The sequence below is a fragment of the Streptomyces sp. NPDC049687 genome (genome assembly GCF_044465285.1).
In the GTDB taxonomy this organism is placed as follows: Bacteria; Actinomycetota; Actinomycetes; order Streptomycetales; family Streptomycetaceae; genus Streptomyces.
Window position 1 is genome coordinate 1 of the sequence record NZ_JBITLN010000011.1, and the last position, 22,016, is coordinate 22,016.

Below are 22,016 nucleotides of genomic sequence, written 5' to 3' on the forward strand. Positions count from 1 at the left end.
AAACGCCCGGTTACATTCCGAACCCGGAAGCTAAGCCTTACAGCGCCGATGGTACTGCAGGGGGGACCCTGTGGGAGAGTAGGACACCGCCGAACTCCCTTTAGAGCTCTGGCTCTTGGGCACACAGCCCAAGAGCCAGAGCTTTTTTGCGTTGAGGTAGGGTCAGGGGGCATCGTTGGCTCGTTTTCTACTGGAGGCCCCCGGGTGGAGGTCCAGGAGACCCGTGTACAGACCGACCGGGTCCTCACCATCCCCAACATCCTCAGCATGGCGCGTCTCGTCGGCGTGCCCCTCTTCCTGTGGCTGATCCTCAGGCCCGAGTTCGGAGGTCCGCAGAGCGACGGCTGGGCGCTCCTGGTGCTGGCGCTGAGCGGTGTCAGCGACTACCTGGACGGCAAGCTCGCGCGACGCTGGAACCAGGTCAGCAGTCTGGGCCGGCTCCTGGACCCGGCCGCGGACCGCCTCTACATTCTCTCGACGCTGGTCGGCCTCACCTGGCGGGAGATTCTCCCTGTCTGGTTGACGGCCGTACTTCTTGCGCGGGAACTGGTGCTGCTGGTGATGGTGGGCGTCCTCAGGCGGCACGGTTATCCGCCGCCCCAGGTGAACTTTCTGGGCAAGGCGGCGACCTTCAACCTCATGTACGCCTTCCCGCTGCTCCTGCTCAGTGACGGAAGTGGATGGCTGGCGTCACTCGCTGCTATTTTCGGATGGGCGTTCGCAGGGTGGGGTACAACGCTCTACTGGTGGGCAGGAGTCCTCTACGTGGTACAGGTCCGCCGCCTGGTTCGTGCGGACACCATGGCCGACTGAGCTCGCCGATTGGCGGTAGCAGTAGTGGCTCGATGGCCCGCTGCGGAAAAGTGCGGGACAATCTGGATGGGTGAAGTCGGCTAGACCGTCGTCTCTTCTAGGAGGACGCTTCCGACATGAAGGCCGTTGTGATGGCCGGAGGCGAAGGCACACGCCTTCGCCCCATGACCTCAAGCATGCCCAAGCCGCTCCTGCCGGTGGTCAACCGGCCGATCATGGAGCACGTACTGAGGCTGCTCAAAAGGCATGGGCTCAACGAGACCGTCGTAACCGTGCAGTTCTTGGCCTCACTGGTCAAGAACTACTTCGGGGACGGTGAAGAGCTCGGTATGGAGCTCAGCTATGCCAATGAGGAGAAGCCACTCGGAACCGCCGGAAGTGTGAAGAACGCCGAGGAGGCGTTGAAGGACGACGCCTTCCTCGTCATCTCCGGCGATGCCCTCACGGACTTCGACCTCACCGAGCTGATCAACTTCCACAAGGAAAAGGGCGCGCTGGTCACCGTCTGTCTCACGCGGGTGCCCAATCCGCTGGAATTCGGCATCACCATCGTCGACGAAGAGGGCAAGGTCGAGCGTTTCCTCGAGAAACCGACGTGGGGCCAGGTCTTCTCGGACACGGTCAACACGGGCATCTACGTCATGGAGCCGGAGGTCTTCGACTACGTCGAGGCCGATGTGCCCGTTGACTGGTCCGGCGATGTCTTCCCGCAGTTGATGAAGGAGGGCAAGCCGGTCTACGGCTTCGTGGCCGAGGGCTACTGGGAGGACGTCGGCACGCACGAGAGCTATGTGAAGGCCCAGGCCGACGTGCTCGAGGGCAAGGTCGACGTGGAGATCGACGGCTTCGAGATCTCCCCCGGCGTGTGGGTGGCGGAAGGTGCCGAAGTGCATCCCGACGCCGTTCTGCGCGGGCCGCTGTACATCGGGGACTACGCGAAGGTCGAGGCCGGCGCGGAAATCCGTGAGCACACGGTCGTCGGTTCCAATGTCGTCGTGAAGAGCGGGGCCTTCCTGCACAAGGCCGTGGTGCACGACAACGTGTATGTCGGGCAGCACAGCAATCTGCGTGGCTGTGTCGTCGGAAAGAACACCGACATCATGAGAGCCGCCCGCATCGAGGACGGCGCCGTCATCGGCGACGAATGCCTGATCGGCGAAGAGTCCATTGTCCAGGGGAATGTGCGGGTCTACCCGTTCAAGACCATCGAAGCCGGCGCGTTCGTCAACACCTCGGTCATCTGGGAGTCCCGGGGACAGGCCCATCTCTTCGGTGCCCGAGGGGTGTCCGGCATCCTCAACGTCGAGATCACGCCAGAGTTGGCGGTGCGTCTCGCCGGCGCATACGCGACGACGCTCAAGAAGGGCTCCACGGTCACCACGGCCCGTGACCACTCCCGTGGCGCCCGGGCGCTGAAGCGGGCGGTGATCTCCGCGCTGCAGGCCAGCGCCATCGACGTACGGGACCTGGAGAACGTACCGCTGCCCGTGGCGCGGCAGCAGACGGCGCGTGGATCGGCCGGCGGGATCATGATCCGGACCTCGCCCGGGGTTCCGGATTCCGTCGACATCATGTTCTTCGACGGGCGGGGTGCCGATCTGTCGCAGGGCAGTCAGCGGAAGCTGGACCGGGTGTTCGCCCGGCAGGAGTACCGGCGGGCGTTCCCGGGAGAGATCGGGGACCTGCACTTTCCGGCCAGCGTGTTCGACTCGTACACCGGGTCGTTGCTCCGGAACGTGGACACGACAGGGATTGCCGAGTCCGGGCTGAAGGTCGTGGTGGACGCCTCGAACGGCAGCGCCGGGCTGGTGCTCCCGAGTCTCCTCGGGAAGCTCGGGGTGGACTCGTTGACCATCAATCCCGGTCTGAACGAGTCCAGGCCGACGGAGACCGGTGACCAGCGACGCTCGGGGCTCGTGCGGCTCGGGGAGATCGTGGCCTCGTCCCGGGCGGCGTTCGGGGTGCGGTTCGACCCCGTGGGTGAGCGGCTCTCCCTCGTCGACGAGAAGGGCCGGATCATCGAGGACGACCGGGCCCTGCTCGTCCTGCTCGACCTGGTGGCCGCGGAGCGGCGCAGCGGGCGGGTGGCGCTGCCGGTGACCACGACGAGGATCGCCGAGCAGGTGGCGGCCTATCACGGCACGCAGGTGGAGTGGACGACGACCTCGCCCGACGACCTGACCCGGGTCGGGCGGGACGAGTCGACCATCTTCGGCGGTGACGGCAAGGGCGGGTTCATCGTCCCGGAGTTCAGCAGTGTCTTCGACGGTACGGCCGCCTTCGTACGGCTGATCGGGCTGGTGGCGCGCACGCAGCTCACGCTCAGCCAGATCGACGCGCGGATCCCGCGGGCGCACGTCCTGAAGCGGGATCTGGCGACGCCGTGGGCCGTCAAGGGGCTGGTGATGCGGCGGGTCGTCGAGGCGGCCGGAGACCGCTTCGTGGACACCACCGACGGCGTGCGGGTGGTCGAGACGGACGGGCGCTGGGTGATGGTGCTGCCCGACCCGGCCGAGGCCGTCACCCATCTGTGGGCGGAGGGGCCCGACGACGCCTCCGCGCAGGCACTGCTCGACGAGTGGTCGTCGGTCGTGGACAGCGCCGGGCGCTGATCCGCACACCACGCGCGCGTGCCGGACAGGCGTCCCTGAGGGGGCCTGTCCGGCACGTCGGTGGGGCCATTCGGAGGTAGTGGTCGCGACATGCGACGATGTGCGGCATGCCGCAGCAGCCCCCCGTTCGGAGCACACCCGCGCGCACGTCGCGCCCGGACGCGTCCATGTCGCTGCTCACCAACGTCATGGACCACAGCCTCGACGACGGCTACGCCGAGGCCGCCGCCCGGAAGCAGGCCGAGGGCGCCGGTGGTCTGCCCAGGACGCTGCGGGCGAAGCTCGGTCTCGCCGCCGGCCTGGTGCTCGCGGCTCTCGTGGTCACCGTCGGCGCGGCACAGGCGCGTATCGCGGCACCGGTGGTGGCCAAGGAGCGCGAGGAGCTGATCGACCGCATCGACAGTGAGACCAGGGCGGCCGACAAGCTGGAGAGCACCGTCGACGAACTGCGCGACGATGTGAGCGCACGGCAGCAGGAGGCGCTCAAGCAGGGCGGCGGCAGCAGTGGGCGGGCGGATCTGGCGAGCATCCTGTCGGGTGCCGTCGAGGTGCACGGGCCCGGGGTCAAGCTGGTCGTGAACGACGCCAAGGAAGCCACCACGGGCGGCGACGGCGACCCGCGCGAGACCTCCGGGTTCTCCGACACCGGCCGGGTCCGTGACCGGGACATGCAGCGGGTGGTCAACGGGCTCTGGGCGTCGGGCGCCGAAGCCGTATCGATCAACGGGCAGCGGCTGACGGCGCTGTCGGCGATCAGGGCAGCTGGGGACGCGATACTGGTCGACAACAAGCCGCTGGTGCCGCCGTACACGGTGCTCGCGGTGGGGGACGGGAAAAACCTCAGCACCAGGTTCCAGAACAGCGCCGACGGCGTCTATCTGAACGTGCTGCAGGAGAACTACGGCATCCGGACGGCCATTTCCGTGGAGGACGACGTCCAGCTGCCCGCCGCACCGAGTGTGATCGTCCGTACAGCACAGCCGAGAACTGAGAAGGGCACATCGTGATCGCCGTACTGGGCCTCGTCGTGGGAGTGGTGGCCGGCCTGTTGGTCCGGCCTGAGGTTCCGGCGGTTGTGGAGCCTTATCTGCCGATCGCCGTCGTGGCGGCGCTGGACGCCGTGTTCGGAGGTCTGCGGGCCATGCTCGACGGCATCTTCGACGACAAGGTCTTCGTGGTGTCGTTCCTGTCGAACGTGGTCGTGGCCGCGCTGATCGTGTTCCTGGGCGACAAGTTGGGCGTGGGTGCCCAGCTCTCCACCGGGGTCGTGGTCGTGCTCGGCATCCGGATCTTCTCCAATGCCGCGGCGATCCGCCGGCACGTTTTCCGGGCGTGAGGCCGATGAGCGACCAGGACCAGGTGCCCGAGAACAGACTGCGCAAGGAACTGCCGGAGGAGGTGCCGGTGGCTGCTCCTGCGGAGGGTACGTCCCAGGAGTCGGCCGAGCCGGTGCTGACCGGTCGGGAGCGGCTGGTGAACGGGCTGTGGCCGCCGCGGTTCAGCCGGGCCCAACTCATCGTCGCCCTGCTGCTGTTCGGCCTCGGCTTCGGCCTGGCCGTCCAGGTGGCCTCCAACAGCGACAGCGGAAACGCCCTGCGGGGCGCGCGCCAGGAGGATCTTGTCCGCATCCTCGATGAACTCGACGACCGCAGTCAGCGTCTTGAAGACGAGAAGCAAGGGCTCGAGAAGCAGCGCGAGGAGCTGGAGAACAGCTCCGACCAGGCCGAGGAGGCCCGCAAGCAGACGGTCGAGAAGGAGAAGCAACTGGGCATCCTGGCGGGCACGGTGGCCGCACAGGGGCCCGGTATCACGATGACCATCGAGGACACGAAGGGGACTGTCGAGGCGGACATGCTGCTCGACACGATCCAGGAACTGCGCGCCGCGGGGGCGGAGGCGATCCAGGTGAACGGCGTGCGGGTCGTCGCCGGCACCTACCTGACGGATTCGGGCAACAGCGTGAGCGTCGACGGGAACAAGATCAACGCGCCCTTTCGTTTCAAGGTCATCGGCAACCCGCAGGACCTCGAACCGGCGCTGAACATCCCTGGAGGCGTGGTGCAGACTCTCGAGAAGGAGCAGGCCACCGTGACCGTCGAGCGATCGGACAAGATCGTCGTGGACGCCTTGCGAGCGGCGAAGCAGCCTGACTACGCTCGGTCGTCCTCACAGTGAACCGGGGGTGCATGGGGGTCGTCCGGCAGGGGCAAGAGGTTGCGGGGGGTCGGCGCACCGATCGGGTGGTGCGTGGTGGAAACTGTCTGGTGGATACGGACGTTGTGAAGGTGTCCGGGTCGGCCGGTGTATTCAGTCAGGGTTCGTCCTGCCCCACGGGCGGGTCTGTTTCGGTCAAGGGGAATCGCCCGTGAAGTTGTTTGCGAAGTTGTTCGGCAAGAGCGCGCGAGAGGGCAGCGACAACGCGACCGCCCGTCATCGCGCACAGCCCGACGCAGAGGGCCAGCGGCCGCTGTTCCGGGACCAGGTCGCTGGTCCGGGTGGTGACATTTCCGGAGGTCAGGGCGCGGCGTCTGTTGACCCCGCCCAGGCCGGCGGCATAGGTTTCGGCCAACCGTCAACCTCAAGTGCGGGTGGAGGGTTTTCTCCCATGTCGGCCCTGGTGTGTACGAGGTGCGGTAACCGCAACGCGGAGAACAGCCGCTTCTGTTCCAATTGCGGCGCGCCGCTGCGTCCCGGTCTGACGCCCGAGCGCGCGTCCGAGACGACCTCCACCATCTCCATCTCCGGTCTCGAGGCCTACGACTCCGAGGCCACCGGCCAGACTCAGCTGCCGGCGCTCTCCCCGGAGGCGCAGGCCGCGGTCGACGCGCTGCCGCTGGGCTCCGCGCTGCTGGTCGTGCGCCGCGGTCCGAACTCGGGCAGCCGTTTCCTGCTGGACGGCGACCTGACCACGGCCGGGCGTCACCCGCAGAGCGACATCTTCCTGGACGACGTGACGGTGTCGCGTCGGCACGTGGAGTTCCGTCGCAACCCGGACGGCACGTTCATGGTCGCGGACGTCGGAAGTCTGAACGGCACGTATGTCAACCGGGAGCGGATCGACGAGGTCGCTCTGTCGAACGGTGACGAGGTGCAGATCGGCAAGTACCGGCTGGTCTTCTACGCGAGCCAGCGGGGCTACTGACCCTCCCCCGGATTCCATCCGGGGGGAACCCAGGGAAGGTCCATGCTTCAAACACCGAGGGGCGGTGCCGGCCACGGCACCGCCGCCGCGGACGGTGGTCTGATGAGCATCGGCACCGTGCTGAACGCGCTGCGTGACGAGTTTCCCGAAGTCACCATCTCCAAGATCCGTTTCCTGGAGGCGGAGGGGCTGATCGATCCGCAGCGGACGCCGTCGGGGTACCGCAAGTTCAGCGGGGAGGACGTCGAGCGCCTCGGCCACGTACTGAGAATGCAGCGGGACCACTATCTGCCGCTCAAGGTGATCCGAGAGCACCTGGACGCGATGGAGCGGGGCGAGGCCCTGCCCCTGCCGACGGTGGGCCGGCAGCGGGACGGGGAGTCCGTCCTGGAGCCCTCCGAGGGGCCCACGGCGGCCCGGATCGGGCGGGCGGAACTGATGGCCGCCGCCGGGATCGACGAGCCCGAGCTGGCGGAGTGGGAGTCCTACGGGCTCCTCGTGCCGCTGGAGGACGGGGTCTACGACGCCGAGGCCGCCACCGTGGCCTCGCTCGTCGCCGAGCTGGGGCGGTTCGGGATCGAGCCGCGCCATCTGCGGGTGATGAAGGCCGCCGCGGACCGTGAGGCCGGTCTGGTGGACCAGGTGGTCGCCCCGCTCAGGCGGCACCGCAATCCGCAGACCCGGGCTCATGCCGAGGCCCGTACGAAGGAGCTGGCGGGTCTCACGATGCGGCTGCACGCGGCGCTCGTGCAGACCGCGCTCGGGGTCCGACTGCCCTGAGCCGCCGGTTTCGCCCTGGGCGGATCGGTCACCCGTTCCCGGCCCGACTACCCAAACGTCCCGAGCACGGCCTAGGGTTGCTGTGTGAACGAGCTCGATGTCGTAGGTGTCCGGGTCGAAATGCCCTCCAACCAACCGATCGTGCTGCTGCGTGAAGTGGGAGGCGACCGTTACCTCCCCATCTGGATCGGACCGGGGGAGGCGACGGCGATCGCCTTCGCCCAGCAGGGCATGGCCCCCGCGCGACCGCTGACCCACGACCTGTTCAAGGACGTGCTGGAAGCCGTCGGCCAGGAGCTCACCGAAGTGCGCATCACGGATCTGCGGGAGGGCGTCTTCTACGCGGAGCTGGTCTTCGCCAGCGGCGTCGAGGTGAGCGCACGCCCATCGGACGCCATAGCTCTGGCGCTGCGCACCGGGACGCCGATCTACGGCAGCGACACGGTGCTCGACGACGCGGGCATCGCCATTCCGGACGAGCAGGAGGACGAGGTGGAGAAGTTCCGCGAGTTCCTCGACCAGATCTCGCCCGAGGACTTCGGCACCAGCAACCAGTAGCCGGCACGCCAGTAGCCGGCACGGGCTGGAACAGGGCGGGGCGGCACCGGCGTGACCGCTCTGGGTCCGGCACGTGCCAGCGGCGCGTGAGAGCGTCCTACGGCTTCTCCTCAGCGCATTCGGCTAGCCTTTCCCCGCGGTGAGGTTCGGGAAACCACTCTTAGGGTGATTATCACTCGGCGTGGCGAGTGTGGCGATCGTTGACGCACCCCTGGTGACTGCCTACCGTCGAGAAGGCAGGTCAAGGACGGAGGTCGGCGTGAGAAGCAGCGGCGACGGTACGGCTGGGGGTGCCCCCGGACTCGGTGTCGGGGGGAGCGGTCCGTACCCTCCCCCGAGCTCTCGGCTGCGCTCGAGCATGGGGTACCCCCATCAGGGCAGCGCGGCCGATCACGCCCCGCAGCGACCCGCGGCCGTGCCGAGCAGCGGAGGGGCGACGTCCATGGCGTCCGAGCAGATCGGCTACCGCGGACCGACGGCCTGCGCGGCCGCCGGCATCACCTACCGGCAACTCGACTACTGGGCCCGTACCGGTCTCGTCGAGCCGAGCGTGCGGCCCGCGCACGGATCCGGGACGCAGCGTCTGTACAGCTTCCGGGACGTCGTCATTCTGAAGATCGTCAAGCGGTTCCTCGACACCGGGGTGTCGCTGCAGAACATCCGCACCGCCGTCCAGCACCTGCGGGAGCGAGGCTTCCGCGATCTGGAACGCATGACGCTGATGAGCGACGGCGCCACGGTCTACGAGTGCACCTCGCCGGACGAGGTCCACGCGCTGCTGCAGGGCGGCCAGGGCGTCTTCGGGATCGCGGTGGGCGTGGTCTGGCGGGACGTGGAGAGCGCGCTGTCACAGCTGCACGGAGAGCGTGTCGACACCGGTGAGACGCTCGTCGGGCACAACCCGGCGGACGAGCTGGCACGGCGGCGCAACCGGGCGGTCTGAGGCCCCCCGGGCACGGTGGGGGGCCGCGCGGCGTCATTGTCAGTGGCGTGGTGCAGCATCGGAGATGTGAGAAACGCGCCCACCATCCTGCATCTCGACATGGATGCCTTCTACGCCCAGGCGGAGCAGGCATCCAAGCCGAGTCTGCGCGGGAAAGCCGTGATCGTGGGCGGTCTCGGGCCGCGTGGCGTGGTGGCCACCGCCTCCTACGAGGCGCGGGCCTTCGGCGTCCACTCGGCGATGCCCATGGCCCAGGCGCGCCGGCTGGCTCCGAACGCCGCGTATCTCGTGCCGCGCTTCACCTTCTACCGGTCGATCAGCGATCAGGTGATGGGGCTGCTGCGGGCCCTGTCGCCGCTGGTGGAGCCGCTGAGCCTCGACGAGGCCTTCGTGGACCTGGAGGCCGGGGGAGCGGCCTGGGACAGCGAGTCGGCGCGGTTGGCCGGGATCCGGCTGCGAGCGGACATCCGGGCCTTCACGGGGCTCACGGGGTCGGTGGGGCTGGCCGCCTCGAAGATGCTCGCGAAGATCGCCTCCGAGCAGGCCAAACCCGACGGTCTGGTGCTCATCGAACCGGGGACGGAGCGGGCCCTCCTCGGGCCGATGTCGGTGCGGACCCTGCCGGGGGTCGGCCCGGCCACCGGCGACCATCTGCGGCGGGCCGGGATCACCACGGTCGACGAGCTGGCCGAGGCCGGTGAGGACGAGCTCGTGCGCCTGGTGGGCAAGGCGCACGGGCACGGGCTGTACGCGATGGCGCTGGCGCGCGACGACCGGCCCGTGGTGGCGGAGCGCGAGGCCAAGTCGGTGTCGGTCGAGGACACGTACGACATCGACATCCACGACCGGATCCGGGTGGAGCTGGAGGTGCGGCGGCTGGCGGAGCGGTGTGTGCGCAGGCTGCGGGGGTCCGGTCTGTCGGGGCGGACCATCGTGCTGAAGGTGCGGCGGTACGACTTCTCCACGCTCACCCGGTCAGAGACCCTGCGCGGGCCCACGGACGATCCGGTGGTGATACGGGAGGCGGCCGCCCGGCTGCTGGACTCCGTCGACACCACGGGCGGGGTGCGGCTGCTCGGGGTCGGCGTCAGCGGTCTGGCGGACTTCACGCAGGAGGACCTGTTCGCCCAGGCGGCGGAGGAGGAGCGGGCGGACGGAGCGGCCGAGGAGCAGCTTCCCGAGAAGCCGGCCGTTGCGGAGCCGGTGCCGGTCGAGCATCAGTGGCGCCCCGGGCATGACGTGGTCCACACCGAGCTGGGTCACGGCTGGGTGCAGGGCAGCGGGCTGGGCCGGGTCACCGTGCGGTTCGAGACGCCTGAGTCGGAGCCGGGGCGGGTGCGGACGTTCCGGGTGGACGATCCTGAGCTGGCGTCTGCGGACCCCTTGCCGCTGGTGCGGCGAAGACCGGGGGAGGGCCCCGGGGGCCTGGAGCCGACTTCTCAGGAACCAGGGCTGGATTCGGGAACACGGAGTGAGCATGATTCGTTACGCAGAGTGAATGGCTCGGGAGGTTCGGACCCGATGGGGTCGTTGACGACGGGGGAGTGGCATGGGACCGGAAGCGTATGGCGGGGCGTTCGTGAAAGCCGGTGAGGTGTCCGGGGGGCGGGAGGCCGAGATGCGGGGCGTGGTCGATCGGGTCACCCGATGGGCCGTACGGCGGGCGGATGTCGTCGGGTTGCTGCTCGTCGGGTCCTGTGCGCGGGGCTCGGCGCGCCCTGATTCGGACGTCGATCTCGTGCTGCTCGTGGAGGAACCGGACCTGTACACCGCCGACGGCGGCTGCGTCCGGGAGCTGGACCTGGGGGAAGTGGTCCGGGTGCGGGCGTGGGGGCCCGTCACCGAGGTGCGGCACGTCACGGGCTCCGGACTGGAGGTCGAGTTGGGGGTCACGTCCGCGGACTGGGCGCGAACCGATCCCGTCGACGCCGGTACCTGTCGGGTCGTCACGGATGGCGCCCGTGTGCTGCACGACCCGTGCGGGGTACTCGCCGCTCTCATACGGGCCTGTGCCTGAAGCGGTCAGGTCTCGTCGGTGCCCGCCAGCCTGCCGAAGTCGTGGTCGGGGAGAGGGGAAGGAGCGGCCACGTCCAGGCCGTAGTGGTGGTAGAGCTGGAGCTCCTGCTCCGGGGAGAGGTGGCGGCCCACACCGAAGTCGGGGGCGTCCCTGATCAGGGCCCGGTCGAAGGGGACGCGCAGAGTGCCGTCCACCAGTTCGCTGGGCTCCAGGGGGACGAAGGCGTCCCGGGAGAACAGGCCGGTGCGTATGGCCGCCCACTCCGGCACACCCGTAGCGTCGTCGAGGTAGACCTCGTCGATGGTGCCGATCTTGGTGCCGTTGCGGTCGAACGCCTTGCGGCCGATCAGGTTGCGCGGATCGATGTCGGTCTGCACGGGCCCTCCACTTGGTCGCAACTCATCCGTAAGCACTACAAAAGAGCACATTGGGACGAGCGGCCACTCGAGGAGGCCCCGTTGACCTCGCTGATAGTCTGACAACGGCTGCTGACCCCGTGCGGGAGAGTCCTCCGAAGACCGTCGGAGGCGCCGAAGGAGCAAATCCTCCCCGGAATCTCTCAGGCCCACGTACCGCGCGGACGAGGTCACTCTGGAAAGCAGGGCGGATGTCGACGGCGTCGACGGCTTCCGTCCTCACCGACGGTGAAAGCCGGCCGCCCCAGTGGCGGTCGGTGAAGCTCTCAGGTTGAGATGACAGAGGGGGAGGCCGTCCGGGCACCCGCGCCGTGGTGCCCCTCGAAGGTCGCGTCAGACCAGGAGGCCTCAGCAATGACCGCCGATCGCATTCCGCTCACCGAGCTCGAACAGGGCATCCCCTTCGAGCAGCGCCACATCGGGCCCGACCAGGAGGCGCGGGCCAAGATGCTCGCGCACGTCGGATACGGCTCGCTCGACGAACTCACCACCGCCGCGGTCCCGGACGTGATCAAGAACGCCGACGCGCTGGACCTGCCCAACGCGCGCACCGAGGCCGAGGTCCTGGCGGAGCTGCGGTCGCTGGCCGACCGCAACCAGGTCCTCGACTCGATGATCGGGCTCGGGTACTACGGGACCTTCACGCCGCCGGTGATCCTGCGCAACGTCATGGAGAACCCGGCCTGGTACACGGCCTACACGCCCTACCAGCCGGAGATCTCGCAGGGCCGGCTCGAGGCGCTGCTGAACTTCCAGACCATGGTCGCCGACCTGACCGGGCTGCCCACCTCCGGTGCCTCGCTGCTCGACGAGGGCACGGCCGCCGCCGAGGCGGTGGCCCTGTCCCGGCGGATGGGGAAGAACAAGAAGGGCCTCTTCCTGGTCGACGCGGATGTGCTGCCGCAGACCATCGCGGTGATCGAGACCCGCGCCGAGCCGGCGGGCGTGGAGGTCGTGGTCGCCGACCTCGCCGAAGGAATTCCGGCAGACATCGCCGCGCGGGAGATCAACGGCGTGCTGCTGCAGTATCCGGGCGCCTCCGGGGCGGTACGCGACATCAAGGCCGTGATCGACCAGGCGCACGAGCTCGGCGCGCTCGTCACCGTCGCCGCCGACCTGCTCGCGCTGACGCTGCTGAAGTCGCCCGGTGAGCTGGGGGCGGACATCGCGGTGGGGACGACTCAGCGCTTCGGCGTGCCGATGGGATTCGGTGGACCGCACGCGGGCTACATGGCCGTGCACGAGAAGTTCGCGCGCAGCCTGCCCGGGCGGCTCGTCGGGGTGTCCGTCGACGCCGACGGGCACAAGGCCTACCGGCTCGCGCTGCAGACGCGTGAGCAGCACATCCGGCGGGAGAAGGCCACCAGCAACATCTGCACGGCGCAGGTGCTGCTCGCGGTGATGGCCGGGATGTACGCCGTCTACCACGGGCCCGACGGGCTGCGGGCGATCGCGCGACGGACGCACCGGTACGCCTCGATCCTGGCCGCCGGGCTCGCGGCCGGCGGAGTCGAGGTCGTGCACGGCTCCTACTTCGACACGCTGACCGTGCGGGTGCCCGGGAAGGCCGTCGAGGTCGTCGCCGCCGCCCGGGAGCACGGGGTCAACCTGCGCCTCGTCGACGCCGACCAGGTGTCGGTCGCCTGCGACGAGACGACGGCGAGGGCCCAGGTGGCCGCCGTATGGGCCGCCTTCGGGGTGGACGGGGACATCGAGGCGCTCGACGCGGTCGCCGCGGAGGCGCTGCCGGCCGGGCTGCTGCGTTCCGACGCGATCCTGACGCACCCCGTGTTCCACCAGCACCGTTCCGAGACCGCGATGCTGCGCTATCTGCGCCGGCTCGCCGACCGGGACTACGCGCTCGACCGGGGCATGATCCCGCTGGGCTCCTGCACCATGAAGCTCAACGCGACCACCGAGATGGAGCCGGTCACCTGGCCCGAGTTCGGGCAGCTGCACCCCTTCGCGCCCGCCGAGCAGGCGGAGGGCTACCTCACGATCATCGGTGAGCTCGAGGAGCGGCTCGCCGAGGTCACCGGATACGACAAGGTGTCGCTGCAGCCGAACGCCGGGTCGCAGGGCGAGCTGGCCGGGCTGCTGGCCGTGCGCGGATACCACCGGGCCAACGGCGACGAGCAGCGGACCGTGTGTCTGATCCCGTCCTCCGCGCACGGGACGAACGCCGCGAGCGCCGTCATGGCCGGCATGAAGGTCGTCGTCGTGAAGACCGCCGAGGACGGTGAGATCGACGTCGAGGACCTGCGGACGAAGATCGAACGGCACCGGGACGAGCTGGCGGTGCTGATGATCACGTACCCGTCGACGCACGGGGTGTTCGAGGAGCACGTCGCCGACATCTGCGCCCAGGTGCACGAGGCGGGCGGGCAGGTGTACGTCGACGGCGCCAACCTCAACGCGCTGGTGGGGCTGGCCAGGCCGGGGCACTTCGGCGGTGACGTCTCGCACCTGAACCTGCACAAGACGTTCTGCATCCCGCACGGCGGCGGTGGTCCGGGGGTCGGGCCGGTGGCCGTACGGTCGCACCTCGCGCCGTATCTGCCGAACCACCCGCTGCAGCCCGCCGCCGGGCCCGAGACGGGTGTGGGGCCGATCTCGGCGGCGCCCTGGGGTTCCGCGGGGATCCTGCCGATCTCCTGGGCCTATGTGCGGCTGATGGGCGGAGAGGGGCTGACGCGGGCCACGCAGGTGGCGGTGCTCAGCGCCAACTACATCGCCAAGCGGCTCGAGCCGCACTACCCGGTGCTCTACACCGGCCCGGGCGGGCTGGTCGCGCACGAGTGCATCATCGACCTGCGACCGCTGACCAAGGCCACCGGGGTGAGCGTCGACGACGTCGCCAAGCGGCTGATCGACTACGGTTTCCACGCGCCGACGATGTCGTTCCCGGTGGCCGGGACGCTGATGATCGAGCCGACCGAGTCGGAGGACATCATCGAGCTGGACCGGTTCTGCGAGGCGATGATCGCGATTCGCGCGGAGATCGAGAAGGTCGGTTCGGGCGAGTGGCCGGCCGAGGACAACCCGCTCCGCCAGGCCCCGCACACCGCGGCCGCGCTCGGTGGCGAGTGGGAGCACGCGTACACGCGTGAGGAGGCCGTCTTCCCGGCCGGGGTGTCCGCCGCCGACAAGTACTGGCCGCCGGTGCGCCGGATCGACCAGGCCTTCGGCGACCGGAACCTGGTCTGCTCGTGCCCGCCGCTGGACACGTACGAGGACTGAGCGGGCACGGACACAGAGCAGAGCCCCGTCCCTCGTGGACGGGGCTCTGTGTCCGTCTAGACGGCCAGGGAGACCTCCGTCGACTTGATCAGTGCGACCACGTCGGAGCCGACGAAGAGGCCGAGGTCGGTGGCCGCCTCCTTGGTGATCACCGCGGTGAGGCCGGTGAGCGTGCCGGGCAGCTGGTTGCGGATCGAGAGGCCGTCGACCCGGCCGGTGGCCAGCGAGACCTCCGTCGCCTTCAGCAGAGCCCGGACGGCGCTTCCCGGGGTGAGGGCGAGGTGCTCCACGGACTCCAGGGTGATGGCCGCGGTGAGTTCCTGACCGCCGTCCAGGCGGATCTTGACGGTGGCCATGACCTCGCCGGGGTGGACGGCGGTGACGGTGCCGGGCAGCTGGTTGCGGATGCTCAGGGTCATGGGAACCCACGGTAGGGCCCCGAGCGGCTCATGCCGGGTATGCGTGGGTCTGCGTCGCCTTGACCGTCGCCCAGACCGCGGTGCCCGGGTGCAGATCGAGTTCCGCCGCGGCGACGGTGGTGAGGTCTGCGGCGAGCGGGAGTTCGCCGGTGAGGTCGGCGCGGATCTGGTCGCCGTGGGTCTCCAGGCCGACGACCTCGCAGCGCCACAGGTTGCGGGCGCTGGAGCCCGTAGGGCGTTCGCGGTGGAGGGTGACCGCGCTCGGCGGGAAGGCGACGAAGGCGGGGCCGGACAGGACTTCCGTGGTGGTGATGGCCGGGCCGGTCTCCAGGCGGACCGTGTGGCCGTCCGAGCGGCCTCGGTAGAGGTTCAGGCCGACCAGTTGGGCGATGTAGTCGGTGCGCGGGTGGCGGGCGATGTCGGACGGGGTGCCCTCCTGGACGACCCGGCCGTCCTCCACGACGACCAGGCGGTCGGCGAGGACCATCGCGTCCAGCGGGTCGTGGGTGACGAGGACGGCGACCGCCTCGAACTCGGCCAGATGGCGGCGGAGCTGGGCGCGTACCTCCAGCCGGGTACGGGCGTCCAGGGCGGCGAGGGGCTCGTCCAAGAGCAGCAGCCGGGGGTGGGTGGCGAGGGCGCGGGCGAGGGCGACGCGCTGGGCCTGGCCGCCGGAGAGCCGGCGGGGCTTGGCGCCGGCGAGCGCGGCGAGGCCCATGCGGTCCAGCCACTCGGCCGCCCGGGCGCGGGCCTGCGCCTTGCCGGCACCGCGGCAGCGCGGGCCGAACGCGACGTTGTCCAGGGCGGTGAGGTGGGGGAACAGCAGGTAGTCCTGGAAGACCACGCCGACCGGGCGGGACTCGGGCGGCGTACGCTCCAGGGCCCTACCGTCCAGGCGGAGGTGACCGCCGGTGAGGGGAACGAGTCCGGCGAGGGCGCGCAGGGCGGTGGTCTTGCCCGCGCCGTTGGGGCCGAGCAGGGCGAGGACGTCGCCGGGGGCGGCGGTGAGGGAGACGTCGAGGCGGAAGGCGCCGCGGTCGACGAGAAGACGGGCGTCCAGGCCCTGGCGCGCGATCCCGGTCCCGAGGACACCTTTCCGCACGGTGCTCATGACGCCGTCGTCCAGCGGTCCCGCAGTCCGGCGAGAACGGCGATCGAGACGGCCAGCAGGACCAGGCTGAGGGCGATCGCGGCCTCCGGTTCGCTTTGCAGAGCGAGGTAGACGGCCAGCGGCATGGTCTGCGTACGGCCCGGGAAGTTGCCAGCGAAGGTGATCGTCGCGCCGAACTCGCCCAGGGCGCGGGCCCAGGCCAGGACGGCGCCCGCCGCGATGCCCGGAGCGATCAGGGGGAGCGTGACACGGCGGAAGGCGGTGAAGCGGGAGGCGCCGAGGGTGGTGGCCGCCTCCTCGTAGCGCGGGTCGGCGGCCCGCAGCGTGCCCTCCACGCTGATGACGAGAAACGGCATCGCCACGAACGTCTCCGCGACCACCACGCCGGCCGTGGTGAACGGGAGCGTGATCCCGAACCAGGAGTCCAGCCACTGACCCACGACACCGTTGCGGCCCAGGGCGAGGAGAAGGGCCACGCCTCCCACCACCGGGGGCAGGACCAGCGGAAGGGTCACCAGGGCGCGGACCAGGCCCCGGCCGGGGAACTCCGTCCGGGCGAGGACCCAGGCCAGCGGAACCCCGATCACCAGGCTCACCGCCGTCGCCGCCGTGGCACAGACCAGGGAGAGCCGCAGCGCCTGCCAGACCTCGTCACTGGTCAGCTGCTCGGGCATGCTGTGCCAGGGGGCCCGGACGAGGAGCGCGATCACCGGGAGCAGCAGGAACGCGAGGCCGAGCAGGGCGGGCAGCAGCAGGGGGAGCGGGACGCCCGTGCGGACGCGGACGCGCCGCGGGCCGCCTTCCAGGGGGTCCGCGGCGGCCGGCCGCACGGGTGGGGTCACGGCTTGAGGAACCCGGCGTCGGCCAGGACCTTCTGGCCCTCGGCGGAACGGACCAGGGCGATGAAGGCCTTGGCCGCCTCGGCGTTCGGGGCGTCCTTCAGCAGGGCGATCGGGTAGTCGTTGACGGCGTCGGCCGACTCGGGGAACTCCACGCCCTCCACCTTGTCACCGGCCGCGCGCACGTCCGTCCTGTACACGACCGCCGCATCGGCCTCCTTCAGCTCGACCTTGGTCAGGGCGCTCTTGACGTCCTGTTCGTAGGAGACCGGGGTGAGCTTGAGGCCGCCTGCCTCCAGGGCCTTTTGGGCGGCGGCGCCGCACGGCACCGTCTTGTCGCACAGGACCACCTTCAGGCCGGACTTGGTGAGGTCCTTCAAGGAGGACACCTTGTCCGGGTTGCCCGGCAGGGTGGCGATCTCCAGTTGGTTGCGGACGAAGGTGACCGGCTCGGTGGCGTTGTCCTTCCTGTCGGTCACGATCGCCATGGTCTTGGGGCTGGCGGAGGCGAAGACGTCGGCCGGGGCGCCGCCCGTGATGCTCGCGGCCAGGGTGTCGCTGCCGCTGAAGTTGAAGGTGACCTTCGTGCCCGGGTGGTCCTTCTCGAACTTCTGGCCCAGGGTCGTGAAGCTCTCCTCGAGGGAGGCGGCCGCGAAGACGGTGACCGGGCCGGAGAGCTTCGGGGAGGCCGAGGAGCCCGACTTCGCGGAGGTGCCGCCGGGGTCCTGGGAGGAGCAGGCGCTCAGGGCCAGCAGCAGCACGGCGACACTCGCGCCGGTCACCTGGACGATGCGGTGGGTACGGCACTCGGTACGGGTCGTCACTGTGTGCTCCTCGGTCTGCGGTCCCTCGAAGGGCCCAGTGACGATGATGCCGCATATGCAAGGCACAGATGTGGGCGGGGTCCGCATAATCGAGGGATTTTTGGAACCTGGATGCGCAGATGCGTTTGCGTGGAGGCCGGGGCGAGGTTCACACGCGGTCGATGTGCACGTTCGTCGACTTCACGCGGGCCGTGGCCTCCACGCCGACCTCCAAGCCCAGTTCCTCGACGGCCTCCCGGGTCAGCAGGGAGACGAGGCGGTGCGGACCGGCCTGGATCTCGACCTGGGCGGCGACATCGCCCAGCTTGATCGCGGTGACGATGCCGGGGAAGGCGTTGCGGGCCGAGGTGTACGGCGTGTCCTCGTCGGGGCTGTCCCCACGGGCGAGTTCCACCGAGAACGCGGCCAGGTCCTTGCCGTCGATGAGTCGCCGTCCGGCCTCGTCACGATGGGTCGCCACCCGGCCGGCGTCGGCCCAGCGGCGCGCGGTGTCGGGGCTCACGCCGAGCAGCCGCGCCGCCTGGCCGATTGTGTAGCTCTGCATGAGGTCACGATAGGGCCGGGAGCCGTCGGTCCCGTCAGCCCGTGTGGACGCGGGGCCGGCGCACCCGGTTCGCTTCGGCCTCGCGAAGGACCTCGCGGGTGACCGGGGCGACCTCGCCCTGGCCGAAGAGGAAGAAGCGCAGGAAGTTGGCGAAGGGGTTGCCCTCGGTCCACTCGAAGTATATGTGCGGGGTGCAGCCGGTGGCGTCACGGACGTGCAGGAGCAGGGCGGCCAGGGCGTTCGGAATGGAGGAGGACTCCAGGGTCAGGACGCGGTAGCGGTTGTGCAGGACCTCGCCGTGGACCGTCAGGCCCGCCTCGAACTCGGAGGGATCCAGGACGGTCACTTCGACGAAGACGAAGTCCTCGCCGGGGATGTCGTTGTCCTCGCGGATCTGCTCGATCTTGTCGCGGTACTCGGCCTTGTCGCGCCGGTCGGGCTCGTTGGCGATGAACCGCATCTTGCGGCTGGCCATGTCCCGGATGAATCGTTCCGCCATGGGGTCCAGCGTCACGCTGGTCACCCGCAGCTCGAAGGCGCGGGCCAGTCGGGAGAGGAGGGAGACGAGGATGATGCCCGCGATGAAGCAGGCGCCGATCTTCACGCCGTCGGGGCGTTCGACGACGTTCGCGCCGGTGACGTAGAGCAGGACGGCCGAGACGGTCGTGAAGCCGATGGTCCAGCCGCGCTGCTGGGCGCGGCGGGCGGCGATGGTGACCGCGATCGCGGCGGAGGACATCAGGACCAGGACGCCGGTGGCGTAGGCGCCGCCCTGGGCGTCGACGTCCGCGTCGAAGATCCAGGTGACCAGGAAGGCGATCAGGATGAAGACGATGACCATGGGGCGCACGGCGCGGGCCCAGTGGGGGGCCATGCCGTAGCGGGGGAGGTAGCGGGGCATCAGGTTGAGCAGGCCGGCCATGGCGGAGGCGCCGGCGAACCAGAGGATCGCGATGGTCGAGACGTCGTACACCGTGCCGAAGGCGTTGCCCAGGTATTCGTGGGCCAGGTAGGCGAGGGCGCGGCCGTTGGCCTGGCCGCCGTCCTCGAACTCCTTCTCCGGGATCAGCCAGGTGGTGATGAAGCTCGTGGCGATCAGGAAGACGCTCATGATCAGGGCGGCGGCCGTGAGCAGCTTCTTCGTGTCCCGGATGCGGCCCTTGGGGTTCTGCTCGGTGTCGCCGGGATCGCCCTGCACGTGGGGCATGACCGCGACGCCGGTCTCGAACCCGGACAGACCCAGGGCCAGCTTGGGGAAGACCAGCAGGGAGAGGCCGATCATCGCGAAGACGTTGCCGTGTTCGGCGGTCAGGGCGCTCGACCAGTCGGTGACCACGTGGCCCTCGGTGAGCACGTGCCACAGGCCGACGGCCACGACCACGGCGTTCAGGCCGAGGTAGGCGACCACCAGGGCGACCGCGACGCCGATGGCCTCCAGGAAGCCCTTGAGGAACACCGCCCCGAGCAGGGCTATCAGCGCGAGTGTGATGATCATCTGCTGGTCGTGCAGGGCGCTGTTCAGATGCGGGTTCTCGATCAGGTGGGTCGAGGCGTCGGCCGCCGAGAGCGTGATGGTGATCAGGAAGTCGGTGGCGGCGAAGCCCAGCAGGGTCAGGACGAACAGCTTGCCCTGCCAGAAGGACAGCAGCCGCTCCAGCATCGCGATCGAGCCCTCACCGTGCGGGCTCTCCTCGGCCACGCGCCGGTAGACCGGCAGGGCGCCGGCCAGGGTGACGATCACCAGCACGACGGTCGCGATCGGAGAGAGCAGTCCGGCCGCGAGCGCGGCGATGCCCGGCTGGTAGCCGAGGGTCGAGAAGTAGTCGACACCGGTCAGGCACATCACCCGGTACCAGCGCTGGCCCTTGTGCTCCGGCTCGGGCTCCGTTCGGGCGGCCGGGGCCTGCGGACCATGACCCTTGCCCATGTCGGACAGGCCCTCCAGCATCCAGGCGCGCAGGCGACTGGGGGGAGGTTGCTCGGTCGTGGCCATCGGGGTGCTCCTGATGTGCGGCATATGGGGCGGGGCCGGTGTGCGGCTCACGGGGCGGTTTCGGCCATCACACGGACAGCGGAATCAGCGTAAGCGGAGCGTGACGCACGGGCCCACGGATGAAGGGCCGGACGGCGTCAAGCTTCCGTTAAGACTGGTCGGGGGGTGGAGGGCCGGACACTGAGCGTGATGAGACGAGGCGCGGTTTCCGGCCGCTTCTCCTTGGCGACGGCAGGCTCCGTAACGTTCGTTCGATACTCCGAATGTTTCGGCCGCCCCGGAGGGCCTTGCGAGGCCGCCTCCTTGAACAGGCGCGTGGATTGCCTGTGTTCAAGGGGTTGCCACCTGTCGGAGGGTGTCTCTAGGGTGCGGCAGCAGCGAAGCTTTCTGGATCTGGTTCGAAACTTTCGATCAGTCTTCGATCTACCCAAGGAGCGCATGATGGGCGACCCGGCACTGTCCCGCCGCGGCTTCCTGGCGGCCTCCGCCGCGGCCGGTGTGAGTATGACGGCACTGAGCGGCTGCGGCGGCGACTCGGACGGAGGGTCGTCGGGGACGACCACGGTCGAGTGGTGGAACATCTCCACCACCCAGCCCACCAAGGACGTATGGGCCGGTCTCGCCAAGCGGTTCGAGGCCCAGAACCCCCACGTGAAGATCAAGATCGTCCAACTGGAGAACGACCCCTACAAGTCGAAGATGACGGCGCTGACCGCCTCCGGGAAGCTCCCCGACATCTTCCACACCTGGGGCGGCGGTGTCCTGAAGCAGCAGATCGACGCCGGGCTCGTCGAGGACCTGACCGACAGCACCAAGGGCTGGGGCAACGGGTTGCTGAAGGTCGCCCGGGAGCCGTATCTCTTCGACGAGAAGGTCTACGGGATCCCGTTCGACATCGGCATGATCGGCTTCTGGTACAACAAGGCGCTCTTCAAGCGGGCCGGCCTCAGCGAGCCCCCCACCACCTGGAGCGGCTTCCTGGACGCCGTACGGAAGCTGAAGTCCGCCGGGATCACCCCGCTCGCCCTGGCCGGCAAGGAGAAATGGCCGGGCATGTACTACTGGGCCTACCTCGCCATGCGCACCGCCGGACTGGACGCGCTCCGGAAGGCCGAGGACGACAAGGACTTCACCGGGGACGGTTTCGTGCGGGCCGGTCAGCATCTGCAGGAGCTGGTCGATCTCCAGCCGTTCCAGAAAGGTTTCCTCGGCGCGGCGTACAACAGCCCCACCGGGCAGGCGGCCACCGTCGGCAACGGCAAGGCGGCCATGGAGCTGATGGGCCAGTGGGCGCCGGTGGTCGAGTCGGACGCGGGCAAGGGGCTCGGTGCCGACCTCGGGTTCTTCCCGTTCCCCGCGGTCGAGGGCGGCGAGGGCGCGCTCACCGAGGTGTTCGGCGGAGGCGGCGGGCACGCGCTGCGCAAGGGTGCTCCGCGGGAGGCCGTCGACTTCCTGAAGTTCTTCGCCTCGGCCACGACCGACACCGAGCTCGTCAAGAAGACCGGCGTGCTGCCCGTCGTACCGGCCGCCGAGAGCGCTCTCACCGACCCCAACCTGTCCGCCGTACAGGCGCAGTTGAAGGCGGCGACCGGCTTCCAGCTCTATCTCGACCAGGCGTACGCGCCCGCCGTCGGCCAGGAGATCAACGACAGCGTCGCCGGCCTCATCGCCGGGTCCAAGTCCCCTCAGCAGGTCGCCGAGTCGATCACCAAGGTCGCGAAGGAAGAGCAGTAACCGGCGATGACCTCGACCTTCTCAAGGAAGG

20 protein-coding genes, 1 rRNA gene and 1 riboswitch are annotated in these 22,016 nt (G+C 69.5%); of the genes, 14 read left to right on the forward strand and 7 right to left on the reverse strand.

Features of this window, described 5'->3' with window-relative positions; translation table 11 throughout:
* The 12 genes from rrf to ACIBVL_RS30110 all read left to right on the forward strand — a co-directional run.
* Nucleotides 1–95, forward strand: a 5S ribosomal RNA gene (gene rrf, locus ACIBVL_RS30055); the annotation flags it as partial.
* Between the two features lie 109 nt (nt 96–204).
* Entirely contained in the window at nt 205–813 is a 609-nt protein-coding gene (locus ACIBVL_RS30060) for a CDP-alcohol phosphatidyltransferase family protein (RefSeq protein WP_399101853.1), read from the forward strand.
* 116 nt (nt 814–929) lie between these two features.
* The gene (locus tag ACIBVL_RS30065) at nt 930–3,425 is read left to right on the forward strand and encodes a sugar phosphate nucleotidyltransferase (protein WP_399101856.1); all 2,496 of its coding nucleotides are present in this window, start codon (nt 930–932) and stop codon (nt 3,423–3,425) included.
* A 98-nt stretch (nt 3,426–3,523) separates the two neighbouring features.
* On the forward strand, nt 3,524–4,432 hold the full coding sequence (locus tag ACIBVL_RS30070; RefSeq protein WP_399101858.1) for a DUF881 domain-containing protein: 909 nt from the start codon (nt 3,524–3,526) through the stop codon (nt 4,430–4,432).
* Nucleotides 4,429–4,761, forward strand: coding sequence for a small basic family protein (locus ACIBVL_RS30075; protein WP_003988855.1), 333 nt, complete (start codon nt 4,429–4,431; stop codon nt 4,759–4,761). Before ACIBVL_RS30070 ends, ACIBVL_RS30075 begins: the two co-directional genes overlap by 4 nt.
* A 5-nt stretch (nt 4,762–4,766) precedes the next feature.
* Complete coding sequence (locus tag ACIBVL_RS30080; RefSeq protein WP_399101860.1) at nt 4,767–5,600, forward strand: DUF881 domain-containing protein; 834 nt, start codon at nt 4,767–4,769, stop codon at nt 5,598–5,600.
* Nucleotides 5,601–5,682: 82 nt separating this feature from the next.
* Nucleotides 5,683–6,567: an FHA domain-containing protein gene (locus ACIBVL_RS30085; protein WP_399102366.1), complete on the forward strand. Its 885-nt coding sequence runs from the start codon at nt 5,683–5,685 to the stop codon at nt 6,565–6,567.
* 42 nt (nt 6,568–6,609) lie between these two features.
* On the forward strand, nt 6,610–7,347 hold the full coding sequence (locus ACIBVL_RS30090) for a MerR family transcriptional regulator (RefSeq protein WP_399101862.1): 738 nt from the start codon (nt 6,610–6,612) through the stop codon (nt 7,345–7,347).
* 84 nt (nt 7,348–7,431) lie between these two features.
* Nucleotides 7,432–7,905 carry a bifunctional nuclease family protein gene (locus ACIBVL_RS30095; protein ID WP_004934251.1) on the forward strand — a complete coding sequence of 158 codons (474 nt, stop codon included), beginning with the start codon at nt 7,432–7,434 and terminating at the stop codon, nt 7,903–7,905.
* 259 nt (nt 7,906–8,164) lie between these two features.
* Complete coding sequence (locus tag ACIBVL_RS30100) at nt 8,165–8,848, forward strand: MerR family transcriptional regulator (RefSeq protein ID WP_399101864.1); 684 nt, start codon at nt 8,165–8,167, stop codon at nt 8,846–8,848.
* A gap of 66 nt (nt 8,849–8,914) precedes the next feature.
* A complete protein-coding gene (locus ACIBVL_RS30105; protein ID WP_399101867.1) occupies nt 8,915–10,441 on the forward strand; it encodes a DNA polymerase IV in 1,527 nt (508 codons plus the stop codon).
* A complete protein-coding gene (locus tag ACIBVL_RS30110; RefSeq protein ID WP_399101869.1) occupies nt 10,428–10,865 on the forward strand; it encodes a nucleotidyltransferase domain-containing protein in 438 nt (145 codons plus the stop codon). Before ACIBVL_RS30105 ends, ACIBVL_RS30110 begins: the two co-directional genes overlap by 14 nt.
* A gap of 5 nt (nt 10,866–10,870) precedes the next feature.
* Here ACIBVL_RS30110 and ACIBVL_RS30115 read toward each other — a convergent pair whose 3' ends face one another.
* Nucleotides 10,871–11,242, reverse strand: a complete 372-nt coding sequence (locus ACIBVL_RS30115; RefSeq protein WP_399101871.1) for a PRC-barrel domain-containing protein — start codon at nt 11,240–11,242, stop codon at nt 10,871–10,873.
* A gap of 112 nt (nt 11,243–11,354) precedes the next feature.
* Nucleotides 11,355–11,450, forward strand: a riboswitch (glycine riboswitch).
* Nucleotides 11,451–11,635: 185 nt separating this feature from the next.
* Between ACIBVL_RS30115 and gcvP the strand changes: the two genes are divergently transcribed.
* The gene (gene gcvP, locus ACIBVL_RS30120) at nt 11,636–14,521 is read left to right on the forward strand and encodes an aminomethyl-transferring glycine dehydrogenase (protein ID WP_399101873.1); all 2,886 of its coding nucleotides are present in this window, start codon (nt 11,636–11,638) and stop codon (nt 14,519–14,521) included.
* Nucleotides 14,522–14,577: 56 nt separating this feature from the next.
* On the opposite strand, the gene ACIBVL_RS30125 is transcribed toward gcvP, so the two are convergent.
* The 6 genes from ACIBVL_RS30125 to ACIBVL_RS30150 all read right to left on the reverse strand — a co-directional run bounded on the left by ACIBVL_RS30125 (nt 14,578) and on the right by ACIBVL_RS30150 (nt 20,251).
* A complete protein-coding gene (locus ACIBVL_RS30125) occupies nt 14,578–14,940 on the reverse strand; it encodes a molybdopterin-binding protein (RefSeq protein WP_399101875.1) in 363 nt (120 codons plus the stop codon).
* A gap of 28 nt (nt 14,941–14,968) precedes the next feature.
* Nucleotides 14,969–16,051: an ABC transporter ATP-binding protein gene (locus ACIBVL_RS30130; RefSeq protein ID WP_399101877.1), complete on the reverse strand. Its 1,083-nt coding sequence runs from the start codon at nt 16,049–16,051 to the stop codon at nt 14,969–14,971.
* Nucleotides 16,048–16,893: an ABC transporter permease gene (locus ACIBVL_RS30135; protein WP_399101880.1), complete on the reverse strand. Its 846-nt coding sequence runs from the start codon at nt 16,891–16,893 to the stop codon at nt 16,048–16,050. Before ACIBVL_RS30135 ends, ACIBVL_RS30130 begins: the two co-directional genes overlap by 4 nt.
* The gene (modA, locus tag ACIBVL_RS30140; protein WP_399101882.1) at nt 16,890–17,714 is read right to left on the reverse strand and encodes a molybdate ABC transporter substrate-binding protein; all 825 of its coding nucleotides are present in this window, start codon (nt 17,712–17,714) and stop codon (nt 16,890–16,892) included. The genes ACIBVL_RS30135 and modA overlap by 4 nt, the downstream gene beginning before the upstream one ends.
* Before the next feature lie 148 nt (nt 17,715–17,862).
* Nucleotides 17,863–18,258: a molybdopterin-binding protein gene (locus tag ACIBVL_RS30145; RefSeq protein ID WP_399101884.1), complete on the reverse strand. Its 396-nt coding sequence runs from the start codon at nt 18,256–18,258 to the stop codon at nt 17,863–17,865.
* A 34-nt stretch (nt 18,259–18,292) separates the two neighbouring features.
* A complete protein-coding gene (locus ACIBVL_RS30150) occupies nt 18,293–20,251 on the reverse strand; it encodes an amino acid transporter (RefSeq protein ID WP_399101886.1) in 1,959 nt (652 codons plus the stop codon).
* 441 nt (nt 20,252–20,692) lie between these two features.
* Between ACIBVL_RS30150 and ACIBVL_RS30155 the strand changes: the two genes are divergently transcribed.
* Entirely contained in the window at nt 20,693–21,985 is a 1,293-nt protein-coding gene (locus tag ACIBVL_RS30155) for an extracellular solute-binding protein (protein ID WP_399101888.1), read from the forward strand.
* Nucleotides 21,986–22,016 lie beyond the last annotated feature (31 nt).